16 protein-coding genes and 4 pseudogenes are annotated in these 22,324 nt (G+C 55.5%); 7 read left to right on the top strand and 13 right to left on the bottom strand.

Annotated elements, in window-relative coordinates; translation table 11 throughout:
* Positions 1–49 precede the first annotated feature (49 nt).
* Together M989_RS00105 and metF are read right to left on the bottom strand one after the other, a co-directional pair.
* Positions 50–955, bottom strand: a pseudogene (locus M989_RS00105) (DMT family transporter).
* Between the two features lie 140 nt (positions 956–1,095).
* Positions 1,096–1,983: a methylenetetrahydrofolate reductase gene (gene metF / locus M989_RS00110; protein WP_064540345.1), complete on the bottom strand. Its 888-nt coding sequence runs from the start codon at positions 1,981–1,983 to the stop codon at positions 1,096–1,098.
* A 467-nt stretch (positions 1,984–2,450) separates the two neighbouring features.
* Between metF and M989_RS00115 the strand changes: the two genes are divergently transcribed.
* Entirely contained in the window at positions 2,451–3,950 is a 1,500-nt protein-coding gene (locus tag M989_RS00115) for a PTS transporter subunit EIIC (RefSeq protein ID WP_064540348.1), read from the top strand.
* 89 nt (positions 3,951–4,039) lie between these two features.
* Positions 4,040–5,056, top strand: a complete 1,017-nt coding sequence (gene malI, locus M989_RS00120; RefSeq protein ID WP_064540351.1) for a Mal regulon transcriptional regulator MalI — start codon at positions 4,040–4,042, stop codon at positions 5,054–5,056.
* Here the strand turns inward: malI and M989_RS00125 are convergent.
* On the bottom strand, positions 5,029–5,937 hold the full coding sequence (locus M989_RS00125; RefSeq protein ID WP_064540352.1) for a LysR family transcriptional regulator: 909 nt from the start codon (positions 5,935–5,937) through the stop codon (positions 5,029–5,031). The genes malI and M989_RS00125 overlap by 28 nt on opposite strands.
* Before the next feature lie 88 nt (positions 5,938–6,025).
* On the opposite strand from M989_RS00125, the gene M989_RS00130 reads away from it, so the two are divergent.
* Positions 6,026–6,397: a carboxymuconolactone decarboxylase family protein gene (locus M989_RS00130; RefSeq protein ID WP_064540526.1), complete on the top strand. Its 372-nt coding sequence runs from the start codon at positions 6,026–6,028 to the stop codon at positions 6,395–6,397.
* Here the strand turns inward: M989_RS00130 and M989_RS26450 are convergent.
* The 3 genes and pseudogenes from M989_RS26450 to metB all read right to left on the bottom strand — a co-directional run.
* A pseudogene (locus tag M989_RS26450) lies at positions 6,354–6,476 on the bottom strand (hypothetical protein); the annotation flags it as partial. The gene M989_RS00130 and the pseudogene M989_RS26450 sit on opposite strands and share 44 nt — an antisense overlap.
* A 6-nt stretch (positions 6,477–6,482) precedes the next feature.
* The gene (locus tag M989_RS00135) at positions 6,483–8,915 is read right to left on the bottom strand and encodes a bifunctional aspartate kinase/homoserine dehydrogenase II (RefSeq protein WP_064540355.1); all 2,433 of its coding nucleotides are present in this window, start codon (positions 8,913–8,915) and stop codon (positions 6,483–6,485) included.
* A 2-nt stretch (positions 8,916–8,917) separates the two neighbouring features.
* Positions 8,918–10,078, bottom strand: coding sequence for a cystathionine gamma-synthase (gene metB, locus M989_RS00140; protein ID WP_064540359.1), 1,161 nt, complete (start codon positions 10,076–10,078; stop codon positions 8,918–8,920).
* A 259-nt stretch (positions 10,079–10,337) separates the two neighbouring features.
* Between metB and metJ the strand changes: the two are divergent.
* Positions 10,338–10,654 (top strand): annotated as a pseudogene (gene metJ / locus M989_RS00145) (met regulon transcriptional regulator MetJ).
* Between the two features lie 58 nt (positions 10,655–10,712).
* On the opposite strand, the gene M989_RS00150 reads toward metJ, so the two are convergent.
* The 4 genes and pseudogenes from M989_RS00150 to M989_RS26455 all read right to left on the bottom strand — a co-directional run.
* Entirely contained in the window at positions 10,713–11,657 is a 945-nt protein-coding gene (locus tag M989_RS00150; RefSeq protein WP_064540529.1) for an aminoimidazole riboside kinase, read from the bottom strand.
* Positions 11,658–11,674: 17 nt separating this feature from the next.
* Positions 11,675–13,111: a glycoside hydrolase family 32 protein gene (locus M989_RS00155; RefSeq protein ID WP_064540361.1), complete on the bottom strand. Its 1,437-nt coding sequence runs from the start codon at positions 13,109–13,111 to the stop codon at positions 11,675–11,677.
* Between the two features lie 15 nt (positions 13,112–13,126).
* Positions 13,127–14,368 (bottom strand): MFS transporter, encoded by a 1,242-nt coding sequence (locus M989_RS00160; protein ID WP_064540532.1) that lies wholly within the window; start codon positions 14,366–14,368, stop codon positions 13,127–13,129.
* A 57-nt stretch (positions 14,369–14,425) separates the two neighbouring features.
* Positions 14,426–14,503, bottom strand: a pseudogene (locus M989_RS26455) (hypothetical protein); the annotation flags it as partial.
* A 97-nt stretch (positions 14,504–14,600) separates the two neighbouring features.
* Between M989_RS26455 and M989_RS00165 the strand changes: the two are divergent.
* Complete coding sequence (locus M989_RS00165; protein ID WP_064540364.1) at positions 14,601–15,596, top strand: LacI family DNA-binding transcriptional regulator; 996 nt, start codon at positions 14,601–14,603, stop codon at positions 15,594–15,596.
* Positions 15,597–15,894: 298 nt separating this feature from the next.
* Here M989_RS00165 and M989_RS00170 read toward each other — a convergent pair whose 3' ends face one another.
* The 3 genes from M989_RS00170 to rpmE form a co-directional block, all read right to left on the bottom strand.
* Positions 15,895–17,319 carry an MFS transporter gene (locus M989_RS00170; protein ID WP_064540367.1) on the bottom strand — a complete coding sequence of 475 codons (1,425 nt, stop codon included), beginning with the start codon at positions 17,317–17,319 and terminating at the stop codon, positions 15,895–15,897.
* 89 nt (positions 17,320–17,408) lie between these two features.
* Positions 17,409–18,086 carry an oligogalacturonate-specific porin KdgM family protein gene (locus tag M989_RS00175; RefSeq protein ID WP_064540370.1) on the bottom strand — a complete coding sequence of 226 codons (678 nt, stop codon included), beginning with the start codon at positions 18,084–18,086 and terminating at the stop codon, positions 17,409–17,411.
* A 426-nt stretch (positions 18,087–18,512) separates the two neighbouring features.
* Positions 18,513–18,725 (bottom strand): 50S ribosomal protein L31, encoded by a 213-nt coding sequence (rpmE, locus tag M989_RS00180; protein WP_035892364.1) that lies wholly within the window; start codon positions 18,723–18,725, stop codon positions 18,513–18,515.
* A gap of 195 nt (positions 18,726–18,920) precedes the next feature.
* On the opposite strand from rpmE, the gene priA reads away from it, so the two are divergent.
* Positions 18,921–21,116, top strand: coding sequence for a primosomal protein N' (gene priA, locus M989_RS00185; RefSeq protein WP_064540373.1), 2,196 nt, complete (start codon positions 18,921–18,923; stop codon positions 21,114–21,116).
* A 150-nt stretch (positions 21,117–21,266) separates the two neighbouring features.
* Entirely contained in the window at positions 21,267–22,289 is a 1,023-nt protein-coding gene (cytR, locus tag M989_RS00190) for a DNA-binding transcriptional regulator CytR (RefSeq protein WP_064540376.1), read from the top strand.
* The last annotated feature ends 35 nt before the right edge of the window (positions 22,290–22,324 follow it).

The raw sequence follows: 22,324 nt of genomic DNA on the forward strand, positions 1-22,324 counted from the left end.
GGGGAATTGGCAAGAAATTCCTTATAAAATATAAGGAATTTCTTATCTCTCATCGACTACGTTGAACCTGAGGGGCACGTTTTTTGAGACTGATCACCGCCAGGGCGCACACGATCAGTACGATACCGACGGTTTCTAATCCGTCCGGCTTTTCCCCCAGCAGCCACCAGGAGAACAGCACGCCAAACACCGGCACCGCCAGCGTACTCAGGCTGGCAATACCGGCAGGCAGGTTTCGCAACACATACAGCCACAGGCTCCAGGCCAGCGCCGTCGCCAGGATGGCGCTGTAGGCCAGCGCCCCGAAAACCGCGGGATGTCATTCAACCGGTTGCTGCGGCACCACTAGCGCCACGGCGCTCATGATCGCTGCGGCATACAGCATTTGCCAGCTGGTGAGGGCCAACAGATCGAGCCCCGGATGACGTCGATACATACGTTTTGCGACGATGGCGCTCGCCCCCCAGCTGATGCCGGAAAGAATCGCTAACAACGCGCTTTTTAACGAAGAAAGGTCGAGCTGCCACGGCTGCATCACCAGACACAGTCCCACCGCCGCCACGCCAATCGCCGCATACTGCAGACCCCGCATGCGTTCGCCAAGAAATAGCGCCGCCATAATCACCACCCAGAACGGCATGGTATAGGTCAGAATCGCCACTTTCCCGGCCCCGCCGCTCATCAGCGCCCACTGCGCGAGGCCTATCATGCCGCAAGTTTGCAGCAGCGCAATCGCCAGCGTGTAGCCAAACGGCGTAGGCCTCATGCCGCGCCCGCGCAGGAGTAAAACGAGAAACAGCAGTAGCGCGCCGCAGATACAGCGTAGCGCGGTGAAGTCGAAGGCGCCGATGTAGAGCGTCACCTGTTTCATCGCAATCCAGCTGTAGCTCCAGATGAGCGTCAGCGTCAGCAGGCCAACAAGCGCCAGCGGATTGCTTTTCCCTTCGGTGGTCATGGTCAGTCCGTAACGGTGATGTGATAGCCGTTACTATACTGCGCAAAAGCCCTGCATAGACAGGGCTTTTGTCGGGAATAGCCTGGTTGCGCTGAGCTTACCAGGCCTACTCGCTATCGGAAGCGGGATCTGGCAGAGCATTATGCCGGGCGCACGCCCAGCGTATGGCAGATGGCGTAGCTCATTTCCGCACGGTTCAGCGTGTAGAAGTGGAAATCCTTCACCCCTTCACGGCTGAGAATTTTCACCATGTCCATCGCGATGCTGGCGCCCACCAGTTTGCGGGTTTCCGCATCATCGTCCAGCCCTTCAAACATGGTCGACATCCACGCCGGAATGCGGACGTTGGTCATATCGGCAAATTTTTTCGCCTGCTTGAAGTTCGACACCGGCAGGATCCCCGGAATGATTTCAACATCAATCCCCGCAGAGACACAGCGGTCGCGGAAGCGCAGATAGCTTTCAACATCAAAGAAGAACTGGGTGATCGCACGGTTTGCACCGGCATCCACTTTACGTTTCAGGTTGAGCAGGTCAGCCTGGGCACTTTTTGCTTCCGGGTGTACTTCCGGATAGGCGGCGACGGAAATATCGAAATCCGCGACGTCTTTCAGCAAGGTCACCAGGTCGGCCGCATACATTTCCGGCTTGCCGCTGCCCGGCGGCAGGTCACCGCGCAGGGCCACAATGTGGCGAATACCGTTGTTCCAGTAATCCTGAGCAATCGCGCGCAGCTCGTCGCGGCTGGCGTCAATACAGGTCAGATGCGGTACGGCTTCCAGACCGGTGCGCTCTTTAATGCCTTTAATGATGCTGTGCGTACGGTCACGTTCGCCGGAGTTGGCGCCATAGGTGACCGAGACAAATTTTGGCTTCAGGCTGCTCAGACGGTCGATAGAGTTCCACAGGGTTTGCTCCATTTCACTGGTGCGCGGCGGGAAAAACTCGAAAGAAACGTTAATCTGCCCCTGCACTTCGGCCAGACTCTGATTCAGCGCTTCCCGCTGGTTGGCGTGAAAAAAGCTCATACCTTACCTCTATCAATCGCAAGTCATTATTGTTGTATTGTAAACATCTATCCGTTTAGACGTCTGGATGTAAAAATGCCGCAAAAGACGACGGGCGTCAATAGAAAGATCGGCGTAAAAAGTGAGTAATCTTCAGCGAAGATGAAAAATATTCATCTGGCGCGGCGGCGGCCATGACACTGGTAGCAATATAACCCTCACGGCCAGCCGACGTCTCTTCCGCGGCCTCGCCGGTACAATGCCTAAAACGATGAATCTATGCCCACACGACTCCCCATCCTCTAATACATTAAAGTGAGAACTACTTCTCAGTTCTCTCACTCTCCTGCGGCCCTGACAAAAATTCTATTGCAGACGTTAATGGCTTGTTTCACGATAAGTAGAACGTTCTACTATAACGTTATACCTAACATAAACAGGGTTATTAAAAGCACGCACGAAGAGGCGTCTATCCGGGGGAAATCAGTATGAGTCTGATATCGAGTGTCGTTAAATCGCTTTCTAAACTGTCGATGATTGGCCGCGCGTTAATGCTGCCCATCTCGCTGCTGCCTGCGGCCGGTCTGCTGCTGGCGTTCGGGGATAAATTCCACCTGCCGTTGATGATGAACGCAGGCGGTATTATTTTCGACAACCTGCCGATGCTGTTTGCTATCGGCTCCGCCGTTGGTCTGGCGTCCGAATCCGGCATCGCGGCGCTGTCCGCCGCGGTCTCCGTCTTTGTGACCAACATTACCATCAGTACCGTGCTCGGTATCACGCCGGAAATGGCGGGACAAGGTGGGAAATATGCGATGGTGGTCGGCATTCCGACTCTGCAAATGGGCGTCTTTGGCGGCCTGATTTGCGGTATCCTCGCCGCGTGGTGCTATAACCGCTTCCACAAAATGCAGCTGCCGGAATTCCTTGGATTCTTCTCCGGCAAACGCTTTGTTGCCATTGCAACCGCCCTGCTGTCGTTTATTCTCGGGCTGCTTCTGCCGTACATCTGGCAGCACATTCAGGCGGGCATCGACGCGCTGTCGGTGGTGATCAACGGCGATAACCAGGCGGTATCGACCTTTATCTTCGGGCTGGTTGAGCGCGCGCTGATTCCGCTGGGCCTGCACCACATCTGGTATCCGTCATTCTGGTACTCCTTCGGCGATTACACCACCCACGCAGGCCAGGTGATTCACGGCGACCAAACCATCTGGTTCAAAATGCTGGAAGAAGGGGTGAAATCCTTCAGCAGCGACACTTACCAGAACGCCGGTAAGTTTATGCAGGGCGAGTTCCCGCTGATGCTGTTCGCGCTGCCTGCGGCGTGTCTGGCGATGTACCACGAAGCGCACACGAAAAATAAAAAAATCGCCGCCGGTATTCTGTTCTCCGCCGCGCTAACCTGTTTCCTCACCGGGATCACCGAGCCGGTTGAGTTCACCTTTATCTTCGTGGCGCCCATTCTCTACGTCTTCAACGCCATTATGGCGGGCCTCTCCTACATGGTGATGTACCTGCTGCACGCGCACATTGCCAAATCGTTCTCCGCCGGGCTTATCGACTACATTTCGTTTGGCATTCTGCCGTCGTTTAATGGCTATCAGACGAACTTCCTGAACGCGATTATCGTCGGCGTGCCGATGGGACTGATTTACTACTTCACCTTCCGTTTCGTGATTCGCCGTTTTGACATCAAAACGCCGGGCCGTACCGAAACCACGGTGAGCGCTAACGATAAAACCGATGAAGATCTGGCAACGGAAATTATCAGCCTGCTGGGCGGCGAGCAGAATATCGCCTCCGTGGGCTCGTGCATTACCCGTCTACGCCTGGAAGTGTCAGACAAAGGATCGGTGGATAAGGATGGTCTGAACAATATCGGTGCGCGCGGCGTCGTTTTCGTCGGTGATAACGGTATTCAGGTGATTTTTGGCGCCAGAGCGCAATTTATCGCGCAAACCATGTCGACGATGATTGGCAAATAATCATAAGATTGTCGCCGGTTGGAGGTCCCATCCCTGATGGGCACCTCCTTGTTTTCTGCGGATATTCACGATGGTCCAGGGAGCACTTTTTGAAGAAGGTCAGCATAATTGATGTCGCGAAGCGCGCGGGCGTCTCGGTTTCTACCGTGTCGCTGGTGCTACGTCAGAAAGGAAAAATCTCCGATGCGACCATCGAAAAAGTGCAGGCCGCCATCCACGAGCTGGGCTACGTCCACAACGTGGCCGCCGCCAACCTCCGGGCCAATACCTCCAATTTGATTGGCCTGATTCTGCGCGACTTTAGCGACAGCTTCTCCATCAAAGTGATGGCCAGCATCGTCCAGGAGCTGGAAGCGCAGGGTTACATGGTGTTCCTCGGCCAGCCGCTGAACGAGCGTGAACATCTTGAGCGCTGTCTGCTATCGTTTAAACAGCAGGGCGTCGCGGGCGTTATCTATCTCGCATCGGATGTCCGTCGCGATACGCTGCCCGCACAAATTCGCCAATGCCCATTGCCGCTGGTCGTCGTCTCACAGTCTCCCATCAAAGAAAAGTGCAACCTGGTGATGCGTGATAACCAACAGGCGGCCAGTCTGGCCACCCGCTATCTGCTGGAGCGCGGCCACCGCTACATCGCCTACCTCGGCGGCCAGGAACACGATCTGATTCGCCAGCAGCGGCTGGTTGGTTTTCGCAGCACCCTCACCCGCCTCGGCATTGCGACTCGCGACGAATTCAGCCCTGCCTGCGGCGACGATACGTACGCCGCCAGCGTCGCGACACGTCAGCTGCTGGAAAACAATAACGCCATTACCGCACTGCTATGTCATTCACCGGACGCGATGATCGGCTGTATCGATGGAATTCATAAGGTGGGGCGCACCGTAGGGAAAGATGTCTTTTTAACCCAGCAGGTGGCGCTGATTGGCTTTGAAGATATGTTGCACATCAACCTGACCTCGCCGTCATTTACCTACGTCTCCTCGGCCAGCGAAGAGACCGGGCGTCAGGCCGCGACGCTGATGATCCGTAAACTGCGCGAACCAACATTGCAAAATCAGGCGATTACGCTGTCAGGTCAACTGGTGCCGCGCGAGTCGGCCTGAACCATGTTCACCAGCCAATCCAGCCGCGCCGCGTTTTCCGGCGACGTCACGAGCCCGCACTGGACATACAGGGCGGCTTCATCAATGGGCCGAAAAATCACCCCCTGACGCTGGATCGCAGCAAACGATTCGGGAAACAAACTCAGCCCTTCACCACGAGCAATGCGCGCCAGCAGCACGTCGTGTTCCAGCGGCTCTTCAATACAGGCGGGCAGGTAACCCACACGGCGGAAAATATCGCGAGTAAAGTCAAAGAAGGCGGGGTTACGCTCGCGCTTGAACCAGAATAACGGTCGATCGTTCAGCGCGCGGAGCATCAGCCTATCCTGCTTCGACTCGGGCCATTGTTCCGGCAACGCCGCAATCAGAGGCTCCTGTCGGCTAAGAGGCATCAAGTTTAACCCTGAGGTTTCCAGCGGCAGCGCCACCAGCGCAGCATCCAGTTTTCCCCGACGCACCTGACGCACCAGCTCTGGCGAACCGTGCCGCACAACGTGCAGGGTCTCCACCTGGGCCGCCAGCACGGTTTCCAGCGTGGCAAATACGCCCTGCTCAAACGCGGTGGTCAATCCAATGCGTAGCGATGACGTGCCAGCCTGAGCGAGCCGGCTCAGGGCATCATAGGTTTCATCCTGTTGCGCCAGCAGTGGGCGAATAATCGCCAACACCTGCCGCCCTTCAGCCGTTAACGTCAGCCCTTTGGTATGCCGGACAAAAAGCGTTACCCCCAGCCGTTCTTCAAGCTGGCGAATGTGACGGCTCAGCGGCGGCTGCGACATATACAGCCTTTCCGCCGCACGACGCATATTGTTCTCTTCCGCCACCACGGCAAAGTAGCGTAGCAGTCGGATATCCAGAGCGTGCAAAGGGGATGAAGTCATACCGAAAAGGTATCACGGAATCGGTATTATCCAAATGATTCTGCGCGCTCTATCTTCTCGCCATACGCTAACAAACGAGGTGATGATGATGGATTCAGAACGCTATATAACCGGTCAGAAAATGCTGCAACAGGTTGATGGAAAAGGTGGTGAGGCCGTCGTGAATAGCCTGAAGGATATCGCACCGGACTTCGCCCGCTATCTGCTCGAGTTCCCGTTTGGCGATATTTATGCGCGCCCGGGGCTGGACCTGCGCAGCCGGGAAATCGCCACCGTCGCCGCGCTGACCGCCATGGGTAACGCCGCGCCGCAGCTCAAAGTGCATATCGCCGCTGCGCTGCACGTTGGCTTAACGCAGGAAGAGATCATTGAAGTGATTATGCAGATGGCGGTTTATGCGGGATTTCCGGCGGCGCTCAACGGCCTGTTCGCCGCAAAAGAGGTGTTTGGGAAGCGGTAACCGTGCCGGATGGCGGCATAAATGCCTTATCCGGCCTACCGAACGATGTAGGCCGGATAAGCGCAGCGCCATCCGGCAATCAGGACTACAGCAGTTGCGCCAGACGGTTAATATCCGACTGAATCGCACCGGCAGTCACGTCGCGGCCCGCCCCCGGCCCACGAATCACCAGCGGGTTATCGCGATACCAGCGGCTTTCAATGGCAAAGACGTTATCACACGGCAACAGCGAGGCCAGCGGATGTTCCTGACGCACCGCTTCGACGCCGACGCGCGCTTTGCCGTTGGCGTCGAAACGCGCCACGTAGCGCAGCACCAGTCCCATTTCCTGGGCCGCTTCCAGACGCTGCAGCATCTGCTCGTTCAGCTCATCGCCGTTCTCAAAGAAATGGTCGATTGAGCCTTCTTCACAGTGCGCCGGCACCAACGACTCCACGCGAACCTGGTCCGGCTCAATGTCATAGCCCGCCTCACGCGCCAGAATCACCAGCTTACGCATTACGTCTTTGCCGGAAAGGTCGACGCGCGGGTCCGGCTCGGTTAGCCCCTGCTGCCAGGCCTGATCGACAAGGTCGGTAAACGGCACGGTACCGTCAAACTGCAGGAACAGCCAGGAGAGCGTGCCGGAGAAGATACCGCTGATCGCCAGAATGCTGTCGCCGCTGTCAATCAGGTCGCGCACGGTATGGTTAACCGGCAGACCCGCGCCGACGGTGGCGTTATACAGCCAGTGACGGCCGGTTTTTTCAAACGCGTCGTGAATCTGGCGATATTTATCGCTGCTGCTGGCCCCGGCCAGCTTGTTGGCGCTGATTACGTGGAAACCGTGGCTGGCAAAATCGAGATACTGATCGGCCAGCTGTTCGCTGGCGGTGACATCCAGCACCACCAGGTCGTCGTACGGATGGGCGCGCATCCACAGGAACAGCGACTCTTCGTCCTGCTCAACGGCTTCATCTTCAAAGAAAGCCAGCGCGCGGCTGGCATCCAGCCCGTCATAGCTCAGCAGGCTGCGGCGGCTATCCACCACGCCTGCCAGCACAAATTCAAAACCGGTGCGCGCCGAGAGCGTCGTCTGCTCACGAGCAAACAGTTCCAGCCAGCGAGAACCAATATTCCCTTTGCCGAACAGCACCAGGCCAATGCGTTTTTCCGCGCGGAAAATCGACTGGTGCAGACCCTGAATCAGGCTTTCCGTCGGGCCAGCACGCAGTACGGCGACCAGGCTGATCCCCTCTTCCGACTGCCAGGTAAATTCAACCGGCTGCCCCTTAAGCTGTTGCCAGAAACGGTGGCAGTGCAGCGGGTTACGCGTGACGCCCGCCCCGACCAGCGCCACCAGCGCCAGCCCCTGACGCAGGCGTAGCTCGCCCGGCAAACCGGCTTCATCAAGAATTTTCAGCGCGCTATCAACCACTTCCGAGGTATAGCAGAACTGCAGCAGACGATGATCCGCGTGTACGCCAACCGCCAGCGGACGAATCTGCGCGCGTTTGAGTATCTGGTCGATCTCCTTATGCGCCAGCTTAAAGTCCTGGCTAGCCGGAACGCGGAATTCGATTAAACAGACATCATCATGACTGGTGACAATCCGCGCGCCGGTACCGGAAGCCAGCACGCGTTCGATGCGCGTGGACCCCTGATCCGGCGTGTAACTACAGCGCAATTGCAGATCGATATCGCTGCCGGAAACCGGCTGTAAGGTACGCGCGTGCAGCACCGGGGCGGCAAGACGCGCCAGCTCGCTGGCTTCATCCAGACGCAGCAGCGGCAGCAGGCAAGCATCTTTCACTTTACGCGGATCGGCGCTGTACACGCCCGCCACGTCGCTCCAGATGGTGACGCGGGAAACCCCCGCCAGGGCGCCAATCTGGGTGGCGGAATAGTCGGAACCGTTACGCCCCAGCAGCACGGTTTCACCCGCGTTGTTACGGCTGATAAACCCGGTCACCACCAGGCGTTTACCCGGATGCTGCGCCATCAGCTGCTGTAACAGCGGGTATGACAATCCTTCATCCACCTGCGGCTGTGCGCTACGTTCGGCACGCAGGAACGCGCGAGCATCGAGCCAGGCAGCGTCCAGACCTTGCAGCTTGAGGACTTCCGCCATCAGACGCGCCGACCACAGTTCACCGTGGCCGACCACTTCCGCGTATACCGCGTCGTTGACGCCGTTATCCAGCAGCCCGGCTAACCGCTCCAGGTCATGAATAAAGTCGGCAATCATGCCGTCGGCAACTTCGGCAGGCAGCAGGCCGCTAATCAGATCGGATTGATAGCGGCGCAGCGTCTGCTGGACCTGATGCGCAGAGAGGCGATCGGTCTGACTGAGCTTCAGCCAGTTGATCAACTGGTTGGTGGTGCTACCGGCGGCGGAAACCACCATCATATCGCCAGGCTGAGAGTACTCCGCCATAATGCCGGCAACACGCAGGTAACACTTCACATCCGCCAGACTACTCCCACCAAATTTATGCAGCTGACGCTCTTTCGCCCCTGCCTGCGCAATCACACTCATATTTACCCCTGTGCTGCGACCCGGAATCCATTTTCCAGATCGGCAATTAAGTCTTCGCTATCTTCAATACCGGTTGAGATGCGTAATAGCGTCTCAGAAATCCCCGCAGCGGCGCGCGCTTCCGGCGCCATGCCCGCATGGGTCATGGTCGCCGCATGCGAGATCAGGCTCTCTACTCCGCCCAGCGATTCCGCCAGGGTGAACAACGACAGCCCGCTCAGGAAGCGGCGCAGCGTTTGCTCGTCGCCGTTGAGCTCGAAGCTGAGCATCGCGCCAAACCCTTTCTGCTGGCGCGCGGCAATTTCGTGGCCCTGGTTTTCCGGCAGAGAAGGATGATACAGCTTTTTCACCAGCGGTTGGGTTTTCAGGAAATCGACAATCGCATAGGCGTTACGCTGCGCCACTTCCATACGTGGAGAGAGCGTGCGCAGGCCGCGCAGCAACAGATAGCTGTCGAACGCGCTGCCGGTGACGCCGATATTATTCGCCCACCATGCCAGTTCTGTGACGGTATCCGGATCTTTAGCAATCACCACGCCCGCCACCACGTCGGAATGGCCGTTGAGGTATTTGGTGCAGGAGTGCAGCACCAGATCGGCGCCAAGCGCCAGCGGGTTTTGCAGCGCCGGGCTTAAGAAGGTGTTATCCACCACGCTCACCGCGCCCGCCTCACGTGCCAGCTGGCAGATTTTCGCAATATCGACCACGCGCAGCAGCGGGTTGCTCGGGCTTTCGACCAGCACCAGCTTCGGTTTTTCCGCCAGCGCCGCTTTTAAGGCTTCATCATTGCCCTGATCGACAAACAGCACGCGATAGCAGCCGCGTTTTGCCAGGCTATCAAACAGGCGGTAGCTGCCGCCGTAGCAGTCGTGCGGCGCCACCAGCAGATCGCCAGGTTTCAGGAAGACGGTGGTCACCAGGTGAATCGCCGACATGCCCGTATTGGTCATTACGGCGCCCGCGCCGCCTTCCAGTTCAGCCAGCGCGCGCTGCACGACGTCACGCGTCGGGTTGCCGCGACGCGAGTAGTCATGCGCGCGCGGTTCGTTAAAACCAGTAAAGTTATAGGTACTGGAAAGATGAATCGGCGGGACAACACAACCATACTGCTCGTCGTCATTTAATCCGCTACGCACTGCGATGGTGGCCTGTTTACGGGTCATGAGGATTCGTTCCTGGCAAGGTCTGTGAAAAGTCAGACCCCAGAGTAAACATTGTTGACATAGCCGTCAATACATCTAGACATCTAAACCTCTTTGCGTATAGATTGAGCTATTGGCAAATAGCCGTTAAAATTATATGCATTAGCGCACATCTGCGAAGGCGAAGCGCGTGTCAGCGCAAGGCCACTACGGTACACTACGCGCGATCATGGCCCTGAACCGGCCTGTTAACTAATGACTAGAGGATTAAAGGTATCTCATGGCTGAATGGAGCGGCGAATATATCAGCCCATACGCTGAGCACGGTAAGAAGAGTGAGCAAGTAAAAAAATTACGGTTTCCATTCCTCTGAAGGTGTTGAAGATCCTCACCGATGAACGCACGCGTCGTCAGGTGAACAACCTGCGTCACGCCACCAACAGCGAACTGCTGTGTGAAGCGTTCCTGCATGCTTTTACCGGTCAACCGTTGCCAAACGATGAAGACCTGCGGAAAGAGCGCAGCGATGAAATTCCGGAAGCGGCGAAAGAAATTATGCGTGAGCTGGGAATTGACCCGGAGACGTGGGAATATTGATTCGCTGAAGAAGCCGGGAAACGTTAATGTTTCCCGGCTTTTTTATTGTCAGCGAGCGTTACTTCACCTCGTACTCCGGCCATGGTCGCGCGGCAATAAACTGCGCCACCGCATCGCGGTCGGGAATCGCCGAAAGCGCCCCTTTCTGCGTTGTCGCCAATGCGCCGCAGGCGCTGGCCTGCGCCATCGCACCATGTAGCTGCGTGATATCGTCAGGCATCCCTTGCTGTGCAATGCTGGCGAGCAAGCCCGCCATAAAAGCATCGCCCGCCCCCGTCGTATCAACACTGTCAACGACATAACCGCTGAAGTGCACTACGTTCCCCTGGTACAGGACCATCGCCCCTTGCGCGCCATAGGTCACCACTTTGAGCGCCGCCGGATAGGCCTCAAGCCCAGCAATGGCTTCGGCAAAGCTCTGGGATTGGGTTAACCAGTACCACTCCTCTTCCGAGAGCTTCAGGATATCGGCCTGGCGGGCAAAGTGGCGCACGGTTTCCAGCATGCTTTCGGGGTCGGGCCACATTTGCTCACGCAGATTGACGTCAAAACTCAGCAGGCCATGCTGCTGTTTAATACGCACAATCGCCTGCGCCAGCGTATCGCGGCAGGCCGGCGCCACCAGCGCCAGCGAGCAAAAGTGCAGGATATCCGCGCCAAACTCAGGGAGCGCCTGTGCCGATAAGAACTGATCGGCGGAGGGATTGACCAGGAAAGTGAAATCCCGTTCGCCGCCTTTACCGAGCGACACCACCACGGTGCTGGTTCGGTGCTGGCCGTCCAGCTCCATCGCCTGCGTGTTGACGCCGTACTCCCGCAGCGTCTGCTGCAAGAGATGGCCGAAAGGATCGTCACCCACCCGCCCAATAAAACCGCTGCGGCAACCTAATCGCGCGGCTCCCGCCGCGACATTTACCGGCGCGCCGCCGGGGCAGGCTTCATAGCGCCTGTCGCCAATGGGAAGCAGGTCGGCCACCGCATCGCCTAGCGCCCAGATATTCATCATGCTTCGTCCTCTGGTTATTTATCTAAAGGCCAGTAGCCGCCGCTGTGCAGCGTGGCTCGCCCGTTGCTGGCGAACAGCGTCAGTTCACGCTGCCCTTCCAGCGGATAAATCCGGCTACTTAAGCAGGCCTCACCGTCATTCACGAAAACTTCCACGGAGGAACGATCGATAAATATCCGCAGCGACAGGCGATCGCCCGCCGGTAACGCAACGCTGCGCGTACCTTCCAGCGCGAATTGCGGATAACGGCGCTCCAGCGTCAGCCGCTGTGCCTGAGTATCAACGGCGATCCGCAGGCCATCGCCTAACGCGAGGCCGTAGCTTTCCGCCGTCGCGTTTTTCATCGACCACACCAGTTCCAGCTCAATCGCCTCAGCTTCATCCACGATGTGTGAACGTTGATTGTGCAACTGCTGCGCCAGCAGCGGGTAATAGCTGCCGCGCAGCGTCGCGACCTCTTCGGCGGGTACCATCTGCAGGCGGTTATCTGCGCCAAGGCGAATTTCACGCGGCAGAGAGAGCATCCCCGCCCAGCCATCCTGCTGTTCCGGCATCGGCGACTCCCACATATCCAGCCAGCCGATCACGATGCGGCGACCATCCGGCGTCAGGAAACTCTGCGGGGCATAAAAGTCGTGGCCGTGATCCAGTTCGATAAACTCGCTTTGGGCGACAAACGGCTGTCCCGGCAGCCAGTCGCCAATCATGTAGCCGCTCTGGAACAAATTGCGGTGACGATAACCTTCCGCCGCCAGCCCCTGCGGTGAAAACATCAGTATCCGCTTCCCGTTGAGCATGAAGAAGTCCGGGCATTCCCACATATAGCCCATTCCTTCCTGCGCCTCGCCCAGAATGCCTTCTTCTTGCCACTGACGGAGATCGGCAGAGCTGTACAGGCGCACCTGTCCGGTATCGCCAACCCGCGAACCGACAATCAGGTACCAGGTATCGCCTTCACGCCAGACTTTCGGATCGCGGAAGTGATGCAGGCCCGCAGGCGTATCAATAATCTGCCCCTGACGTTCAAAATGAATCCCGTCGCGGCTGGTCGCCAGACACTGCACCTGGTAGAGATTATCGTCATTGCCCGGATCGCCATGAAACTTATGCCCGGTGTAGATCAGCGCCAGCGTATCGCCGTCCACCACCGCCGAGCCGGAGAAACAGCCGTCCTTATCTTCCGGGCCTTCCGGCGCCAGCGCCACCGGCAGATGCTCCCAATGCACCAGGTCTTTACTCCGCGCATGCCCCCAGTGCATTGGCCCCCACTGGGTTGAGTAGGGATGATGCTGATAAAACGCATGGTACCAGCCGTCGAACCACACCAGTCCGTTAGGGTCATTCATCCACCCGGCGCGCGCGGCAAGGTGATAGCGCGGATACCAGCGCGGATTCAGCGTGGCGCTGCGTTTCTGGAGTTCCTGTTCAGCATCGGCAATTGAAAATGTCATATTCTTCACTCTTGTTCAGACAGCAGAAGATTTTGTCAGCAGAGGCTCGGAAGCCGGTTTGCTGGCGCGTAATAGGAAGATGGAAATGAAGGTGGTGCAGAACACCAGCGCTCCCATAAACAGGTAGGATTCGGCAAAGCCATATTTTTCATAGCTATAGCCCGCAAGCGGTGACAGTACGGTGGCGATAACCGAGCTGGTGCAGGCAAATCCCACCAGATACAGCGTGGAGGAGAGGCGTTTATCAAAGTTGGCGCTGTTGTATTTAAAGATGGAGACCAGCAGTACCGGAAGCTCTACGCCATGCAGCAACTTGGTGATGGAGATCAGCAACGGTCCTTCAACCAGCCCGGAAGACACCATGCGCAAGGCCATGATCATCCCTGCAAAAATCAGCCCGTTTTTCGCGCCAATGCGATTAACCAGCCACGGCGCGCAGAACATCCCTGCCGCTTCAAGGAACACCTGGAACGAGTTCAGGTAGCCGTACATGGCGTTCCCTTCCTGCAGCGTCGGGAACTGTGAGGAGAAGTAGACCGGGAACTGCTGATCGTAGACGCCATAAATACAGGTTCCGACCACGAAAAAGACCAGAGCCCAGAAGCGCGGTAGCGTCAGCAGACGCAGGGCGTCTTCCAGCTTAATGTTGCTCTTCTCACCCTCTGTTGAAAGCGCCTGCGTATCACCCGGTACTGATAGACGAACCAGCAGGAAGAAAAAGACCAGCCCCGAGCAGCTTGCCACCGCAAAGTTAAGCTGCGGGTTGATGTTAAATAGCAGTCCGGCAAAGAAGGTGGCGACGGCCCATCCCAGCGATCCCCACATCCGCGCTTTGCCAAACTCGAAATGCGTCTGGCGCGCCACGCGCTCAGTGTAAGATTCCAGTACACCGATCCCGCCGTTAAAGGTCAGCCCAATGTAGAGGCCGCCAAAAAGGCTGCCAATCAAGATGTTGATTTTCAGAAGGTAGCCAAAGAGCAAATATGCCGGGCCGGAGAGAATGAGCAGTACGGTGATATACCAGAGTAGGTGTTTACGTAGGCCCAGCTTGTCCTGAATAAAACCGTAGCAGATCTGCGCAAACAGCGCGGAAACCGACAGAACGGAGAAAATAATGCCCGTATCGCCAGGCTGTAGCCCCACCTCCTGGTGCAGCCAGATAGAAAGCAGCGAACCTGAAGAGGACCAGGTGACAAAAAAGAAAAACAGCAAGGCGCTAAGTAACAAGTAACTGCTGGAGTGATGTTCTTTCATCATAGCAATCTCATCGTGGGTTAACGCCATAATGGTAACGTTAACAAAAAGAGATTCTCATGTCATTTTGCTGCGATATCCGATGTTAATCACAAAAGTTAACGTTAACATTATAAAAATAAGATCATGATCAACTATTTCCTGCCGTAACGGGGAAGTAGAGTACGTTAGAATAACGCGCTATCCTTTTACATCAGTAAGTTAGTGGTTCTGTTGCAATCGTGGAGTCTGAAATATGGCATCTTTAAAAGATGTAGCGAAGCTGGCAAACGTCTCCCTGATGACGGTTTCCCGCGCCCTGAACAGCCCGGAGCGGCTCAAGCCGGAAACGCTGGCTCGCGTACAATCCGCTATTGCCCAAACGAACTATGTCCCCGATCTCTCCGCCAAACGTATTCGTGGCGCGCACGATACGCCGAAAACCATCGGCGTACTGGCATTGGATACGGTCACCACGCCCTTTTCGGTCGAGATCACGCTGTCGATTGAAGAGACCGCGCGCGCACACGGCTGGAACAGTTTCGTGGTGAATATGTTTTCTGACGATAGCCCGGAGGCGATTGTCGACCTGCTACTCTCACACCGTCCCGGCGGCATTATTTACACCACCATGGGCCTGCGTCAGGTGCCCGTTCCCGCCAAGCTGCTCACTCTGCCGTGCGTGCTGGCAAACTGTGAAAGCCTGAATGCTTCGGTCGCCAGCTTTATTCCGGACGATGAGCAGGGGCAATATGAAGCGGTGAAGGGGCTGCTGGCGGCAGGTTATACCCGCCCACTGTGCCTGCATCTGCCGGAAAATCATCTGGCTACCGTACGCCGTCGACAAGGCCTGGAGCGCGCCTGCCGCGAAGCAGGTATTAACCCTGATACGCTGATGCATTACTACATGGAGTACGGCGATGCGCACTATCGCGATATGCCAGCCAGAGTTCTGGCACACATCAAGCAGGGTAAACCCCAGTTTGATTCGGTAATTTGCGGTAACGATCGCATCGCGTTTATGGTTTACCAGACGCTGCTGGCGCAAGGGTTGAAGATCCCGCAGGACATCGCGGTATTGGGTTACGACAATATGGTGGGCATTGGCGATCTGTTCCTGCCGCCGCTGTCGACGGTGCAGTTACCGCACTACGAGATTGGCCGGCTCAGCGCGCTGCATATCATCAATGGCGACAAACATCGCGAGACGGTTCGCGTTGCCAGCCCATGGTTACCCGGAGAATCGATATAAAAAAACCGCCGTTAGGCGGTTTTTTTGGAATTTTTTCAGCGAATTAGAAGCGAGTCACTTCAGGATGCAGCTCAGACATTGAGATCAGGTAGGAAACAAAAACGTTTTTGATTGCAGTCAGCATAGTCACACCTTTACCCATAGTAATTTTGTGGTCGTTTGATGGGCAAATAATAAGCTTATCCGGTTGGCTGTGCAATATTTTTGTGATACTCATCACAAAAAATCTTGTTTGACTGACCTCAGATAAACGAAAGGCGAGAGATTGCTCCCTCGCCTTTCGTTTGACATACGCAGATTACTTACTTATCCCATTGAATTTGTTCAATGTCTCTTCCATTTTCAGCGTTTCTTTACGGTTAAGCGGATAGAAATAAATCAAAATGACTGCCGCCAGGAACAAGCATAAAGCTGGCAGAAGGTTCGCCATTGTGTAGATATTTTCCTGCACGATGCTGGTTTGCACGGCGCCGCCCGTCGATGAAGACTGATAGCCAATAATCGCCAGCATAAACCCGCCAATCGCCCCGGCGCATGCCTGGCCAATCTTACGGGCAAAGAAGTTCACACCATACACAGTGCCATCTTCGCGATCGCCGGTTACATACTGGTGATAGTCGCATACGTCGGTCATAAACGCCCAAATCATCAGATTGAACAAGCCCGCGCCCAACGTCGCCAGGAACAGGAAAATCAGATAGATTTTCGCGTCCGTAATGTGGATGAAGTACATCAGCACATACATGACGACCGCAAAAAGCAGCGCACCGACACTGGCCTCTTTTTTACCGAACCGTCTGGTGAGCCACGATGCCGATGGCGCTAACAAAACCAGCGAACCAAAGGTAAACAGCAGCGCGATGGACATCGCCTCTTTATTGTGGAAATAGTCATTAAACAGGTAAGTCATATTGGTACCGGAAAGGCCCTGATTAATCACAATAAGCAGATCCACAACGACTAAAACAATCAGCGCTTTATTACGTGCCAAGCCCTTCAGCAGTACAGAAACGGGCATGCTCTCTTTTCTTTCCACCCGTACGCGTTCCGTCGTTAAGTGACAGGTCAGGCTTAAAAAGATAAAGCCCAGCACTGCACAACCGATGGCAATCCAGAAAAAGTGTTGCCCGGAAATCACCTGGCTGCCGTCCACCAGCGTGGTGTACATCAGGATCGGAATGAAAAAACCGGTGGCCCCGCCGCCAATCGCCGAACCAACGCTGCGGTAAGTTGACAGCGATACCCGGTCTTCCGGGTTAGAACTAATCGCCGCAGACATGGCGCCATAAGGAATACTGACGGTCGATAACAAAGAACCGTAAACAAAATAGGAGCAGCAGATATAGATAATTTTTGCCGTATAGGAAAAATCATGCACAAACGGCAGGAACAGAACCACGGCAATAATGCAGAACGGATACTTCATGCGACGTACCCAAGGGTTAAAACGCCCATGAGCGGTCAGTTTTGAGGTATCACATAAACGCCCAACGCCAACATCCACAAACGCATCAAAAAGTTTGGTCACAAAATAGAGTGACCCGACAATCACGCCGGAAACGCCGATGACGTTGGTGTAATAAATCATTAAGAAACTATTGACTAACCCGAGGATGAAACAGGTTCCCAGGTCGCCACATAAATAACCGATTTTATCTCTGAATCCGAAAGGTCTGACAGCAATATTTTGATTGCTTCCAACCAAGGTTCCATCATTAGACATGATGTCAATTCCTTAGACACATTATTCACACAAGCTATACGTATATTCTGATACTTACCGCAATAAACGAAACTGGAGAGTATTAATGATTAGAAGTTATAACCTAAACCAATACGGTAGCGAGTCTGGCGATCGTCAGTCGTGGAGGTATTATATCCGGATGAGACATTGCCAACTTCAATAAATGGAATCCAGGAGTTAATGTTATAAGCGACGCGGAAGTTATATTCATAATCCTCTTTGCCGTTATTGTAGAGATCTTCGCTATCCGCCACTTTATAAATGCCGTTAAGCTCAAACATCCAGTTATCGATGTTATAGCCGAGCCAAGCTTCTGGACGGTAGACGGTGCGGTCATCGCGCCCATCGCCGTTACGACGGGCGTACTCGGTACGGTAGCGAAAAGCCGTCCACCAGTTATCATTGATGTTGTACTGTACGCGAATATAAGGCTTATAGATTGCCATATCGTCGCCCGTCTCAACGGCAATGCCCGGTTGCCAAATAAATCCTTGCCATTCAAACTGGTAGCTAGCCGTATACTCTGCGCTGTTAGATTCCATATTGTTCAGCGCATGATTGGACTCTTTGTCATCCGAACGTGACACCGCTTCTACCGCGACACCAAATCCGGTTGCAAAACGATTCGACATATAGACACGGTCGTAATTCCGGCCATCATCATAGTACTCATGACGATAGTCCACGTACCCTGCATGCGCCGCACAAGATAATAAAGGGAGCAGTAAAAATGCGTATTTCTTCATTGCAATCACTCTTAAAATATCAGCAAGATGTCCAATTAGCTCTGTTTTTAAACAAAGAAAAGGATGTTTAGTAGTATTTTTGTCACCCTGAAATTCTATTTTGCAATGTATAGAAACACCTTTTCATTACTGCCATCAAAGATTAATAAATGGCAAAAAACTAAAGGTAAATGAGATGCAGATCACCAATAAAAACCATTACCAGAACAAATAAGAAAACATTTAAAATATATAGACTGGATTTTATATATATTGAGTAAAGTAAGCATAAGAATGCATACAAGAATCAATATTCATTTTTATTACTATTTTAAAATATATATTCAGAATGAAAATTAAAATCGCCTGACACATAATTTCGTAGAGGATGGAGGGATTTTTGGACACAAAAAAAGCGCCCTGAGGCGCTTTTTTCTGCCTGGCAACTTACTTGCTGCCTGGGATGCTGAAACGCTTGTTGAAGCGGTCAACACGGCCACCGGTAGCAACATCACGCTGCTTGCCAGTATAGAACGGGTGGCATTTACCGCACACGTCCAGGTTCAGGTCGTGACCGACAGTAGAGCGGATCTGCATGACGTTACCGCAAGAACAGGTTGCAGTAATTTCTTCGTATTTCGGGTGAATATCTTTTTTCATGGGAAAACCTCGGTTAAGGCCGCGTCGCTCTTCCAGCCCTAACGCCAGACACCACGCGATGTTGATAGTATGTTTCCTGATGCCAAAATGCACCAAAGGCGGCGAATCATACAGAATTTGACCAGCAGATGCAAACTGATCCGCACCCCTACAATGTGTATACTGTCTCGCCAGATTTCAAGTCAGGAAGAAAACATGCCCGTTGCTCACGTTGCCCTGCCTGTTCCACTGCCCCGCACGTTCGACTACCTGCTGCCTGACAACCTCAGCGCCAAAGCGGGCTGCCGCGTGCGCGTGCCGTTTGGTAAACAAGAGCGCGTGGGGATTGTGGTGTCGGTCAACGAAAGCAGCGAACTGCCGCGCGATGAGCTCAAAGCGGTGATCGACGTGCTGGACGGCGAAGCGGTTTTCTCAACCTCGGTGTGGCGTCTGCTGCTGTGGGCCGCGGAGTACTACCATCATCCGATTGGCGACGTTCTGTTCCACGCGCTGCCCATTATGCTACGCCAGGGAAAACCGGCCAGTGCCGCGCCGCAGTGGTTCTGGTTTGCCACCGAGCAGGGGCAGGCGGTGGATATTAATAGCCTGAAGCGCTCCCCAAAACAGCAACAGGCGCTGGCGGCTCTGCGTCAGGGAAAAATCTGGCGTCACCAGGTGGCAGAGCTGGAATTTAATGAAAGCGCGATGCAGGCGCTGCGCACCAAAGGGCTGTGTGAGCTGGGCAGCCTGGCGCCGGAAATTATCGACTGGCGCTCCGCTTATTCCGTCCCCGGCGAACGCCTACGTTTGAATACCGAGCAGGCCACCGCGGTTGGCGCTATTCACAGCGCCTCCGACGAATTTTCCGCGTGGCTGCTGGAAGGCGTCACCGGCTCGGGTAAAACAGAGGTGTATCTCAGCGTACTGGAAAACGTGCTGGCCAAAGGCAAGCAGGCGCTGGTCATGGTGCCGGAAATCGGCCTGACGCCGCAGACCATCGCCCGCTTTCGCGAGCGGTTTAACGCCCCGGTGGAAGTCCTGCACTCGGCGCTCAACGACAGCGAGCGGCTGGCCGCCTGGCTGAAGGCGAAAAGCGGCGAGGCGGCGATTGTCATCGGCACCCGTTCCTCTCTCTTTACGCCATTCAAAAATCTCGGCGTGATCGTCATTGATGAGGAGCACGATAGCTCGTACAAGCAGCAGGAAGGCTGGCGCTATCATGCGCGTGACCTGGCGGTATGGCGCGCCCACAGCGAGCAAATCCCGATTATCCTCGGCTCGGCCACGCCCGCGCTGGAGACCCTGCTCAACGTTCGCCAGCATAAATACCGTCTACTGCGCTTAACCCGCCGCGCGGGCAACGCGCGGCCGGCCACTCAGCACGTCCTCGACCTCAAAGGCCAACAGCTGCAGGCCGGGCTCTCCCCTGCCCTGATCAACCGCATGCGCCAGCATTTGCAGGCCGATAATCAGGTGATTTTATTCCTCAACCGCCGCGGTTTTGCCCCCACGCTACTGTGCCATGACTGCGGCTGGATTGCCGAATGCCCGCGCTGCGACAGCTACTACACGCTGCACCAGTCGCAGCACCATCTGCGTTGTCACCACTGCGACAGCCAGCGGCCTATTCCGCGCCAGTGCCCCTCCTGCGGCTCAACGCACCTGGTACCGGTCGGGCTGGGAACGGAACAACTGGAACAGGTACTGGCACCAATGTTCCCCGGCGTTCCGTTGTCGCGTATCGACCGCGACACCACCAGCCGTAAAGGGGCGCTTGAGCAATACCTTGCTGAAGTGCACCGCGGCGGCGCACGTATTTTGATCGGCACCCAGATGCTGGCGAAAGGGCACCATTTCCCTGACGTCACGCTGGTCGCACTGCTGGACGTCGACGGCGCGCTTTTCTCCGCCGATTTCCGCTCGGCGGAACGCTTTGCCCAGCTGTATACCCAGGTCTCTGGCCGCGCCGGACGCGCGGGCAAACAGGGTGAAGTGGTGCTGCAAACTCACCACCCTGACCACCCGCTACTGCAAACGCTGCTCTATAAAGGCTACAACGCCTTCGCCGAACAGGCGCTGGCCGAACGCCAGACGATGCAGCTGCCGCCATACACCAGCCACGTCCTGATTCGCGCGGAAGATCATAACAATCAGCAGGCGCCGGTATTCCTGCAGCAGCTACGTAACCTGATACAGGCCAGCCCGCTGGCGGACGATAAGCTGTGGGTGCTTGGCCCGGTTCCTGCGCTGGCACCCAAACGTGGCGGCCGCTATCGCTGGCAGATTCTCCTGCAACACCCCTCTCGCGTGCGTCTGCAACATATCGTTACCGGCACGCTGGCACTCATCAACACGCTCCCGGAATCCCGCAAAGTGAAGTGGGTTCTCGACGTTGACCCGATAGAAGGTTAATTCAGAGTTGCGAGCGGGATCGTGAAATCAAACAATCATCACACTTTTGATGAAAATTCTGTAACAGATCCCCCTAACTATCTGATAAAAGTGTGTCAGATGTCAGGCCACAAAGGACGTGCCTGCGCCAGTCAGTGAGGAGAGAATCAGGTGAAGGCTAAAAAACCGGTTGTTGCCGCAACCATGAAAGATGTCGCCCTACAGGCTAATGTCTCTACGGCAACCGTATCCCGTGCATTGATGAACCCTGAGAAGGTTTCGCAGGCTACCCGTAATCGCGTGGAGCAGGCGGCGCTGGAGGTCGGGTATCTTCCGCAAATGCAGGGCCGCAACATGAAGCGTAACGAGTCGCGCACCATCCTGGTGATTGTTCCGGATATCTGCGATCCCTTCTTTAGCGAAGTGATCCGCGGGATCGAGGTGACAGCGGCGGCGCAAGGCTATCTGGTGCTGATTGGCGACTGTGCGCATCAGAATCAGCAGGAAAAAACCTTCATCGATTTAATCATCACCAAACAAATTGACGGCATGCTGCTGCTCGGCTCCCGTTTGCCGTTCGACGCCAGCATTGAAGAGCAGCGCAACCTGCCGCCAATGGTGATGGCCAACGAATTCGCGCCGGAGCTGGGCCTGCCGACGGTCCACATCGACAACCTCACTGCCGCCTTCGACGCCGTTAACTATCTTCACGAGCTGGGCCATCAGCGCATCGGCTGTATCGCCGGGCCGGAAGAGATGCCGCTATGCCACTACCGCCTGCAGGGATACGTTCAGGCGCTGCGCCGCAGCGGGATTACCGTTGACCCTCACTACATTGCCCGCGGCAACTTCACCTACGAAGCGGGCGCCAGCGCGTTGGAACAGCTGCTGGCGCTGCCCAAGCCGCCGACCGCCGTATTCTGTCACAGCGATATTATGGCGCTGGGTGCGCTCTCCTGGGCCAAACGCCAGGGTCTGAAAGTGCCGGACGATCTGTCCATTATCGGCTTCGATAACATTTCGCTGGCCGAATTCTGCGACCCACCGTTAACCACCGTCTCTCAACCGCGTTTTGATATTGGCCGTGAAGCCATGCTGCTACTGCTAAACCAGCTCAGCGGGCAGTTTGTTGATAGTGGTTCCCGTCTACTCGACTGCGAACTGATCGTTCGCGGCAGTACAAGCAAAATTTGAGGTAAAGCCGGGCGCTTTAGGACTTGCTTGTCTGG

This window comes from Kluyvera georgiana ATCC 51603, assembly GCF_001654985.1.
In the GTDB taxonomy this organism is placed as follows: Bacteria; Pseudomonadota; Gammaproteobacteria; order Enterobacterales; family Enterobacteriaceae; genus Kluyvera; species Kluyvera georgiana.

Excerpts from the sequence above, each read along its gene's own strand:
- M989_RS00130 (WP_064540526.1), top strand. The coding sequence starts at position 6,026 with ATGGATTCAGAACGCTATATAACCGGTCAGAAAATGCTGCAACAGGTT.
- metB (WP_064540359.1), bottom strand. The coding sequence starts at position 10,078 with ATGACCCGTAAACAGGCCACCATCGCAGTGCGTAGCGGATTAAATGAC.
- metF (WP_064540345.1), bottom strand. The coding sequence starts at position 1,983 with ATGAGCTTTTTTCACGCCAACCAGCGGGAAGCGCTGAATCAGAGTCTG.
- M989_RS00135 (WP_064540355.1), bottom strand. The coding sequence starts at position 8,915 with ATGAGTGTGATTGCGCAGGCAGGGGCGAAAGAGCGTCAGCTGCATAAA.
- M989_RS00165 (WP_064540364.1), top strand. The coding sequence starts at position 14,601 with ATGGCATCTTTAAAAGATGTAGCGAAGCTGGCAAACGTCTCCCTGATG.
- M989_RS00125 (WP_064540352.1), bottom strand. The coding sequence starts at position 5,937 with ATGACTTCATCCCCTTTGCACGCTCTGGATATCCGACTGCTACGCTAC.
- M989_RS00160 (WP_064540532.1), bottom strand. The coding sequence starts at position 14,368 with ATGATGAAAGAACATCACTCCAGCAGTTACTTGTTACTTAGCGCCTTG.
- priA (WP_064540373.1), top strand. The coding sequence starts at position 18,921 with ATGCCCGTTGCTCACGTTGCCCTGCCTGTTCCACTGCCCCGCACGTTC.
- M989_RS00115 (WP_064540348.1), top strand. The coding sequence starts at position 2,451 with ATGAGTCTGATATCGAGTGTCGTTAAATCGCTTTCTAAACTGTCGATG.
- M989_RS00170 (WP_064540367.1), bottom strand. The coding sequence starts at position 17,319 with ATGTCTAATGATGGAACCTTGGTTGGAAGCAATCAAAATATTGCTGTC.
- M989_RS00155 (WP_064540361.1), bottom strand. The coding sequence starts at position 13,111 with ATGACATTTTCAATTGCCGATGCTGAACAGGAACTCCAGAAACGCAGC.
- rpmE (WP_035892364.1), bottom strand. The coding sequence starts at position 18,725 with ATGAAAAAAGATATTCACCCGAAATACGAAGAAATTACTGCAACCTGT.
- M989_RS00150 (WP_064540529.1), bottom strand. The coding sequence starts at position 11,657 with ATGAATATCTGGGCGCTAGGCGATGCGGTGGCCGACCTGCTTCCCATT.
- M989_RS00175 (WP_064540370.1), bottom strand. The coding sequence starts at position 18,086 with ATGAAGAAATACGCATTTTTACTGCTCCCTTTATTATCTTGTGCGGCG.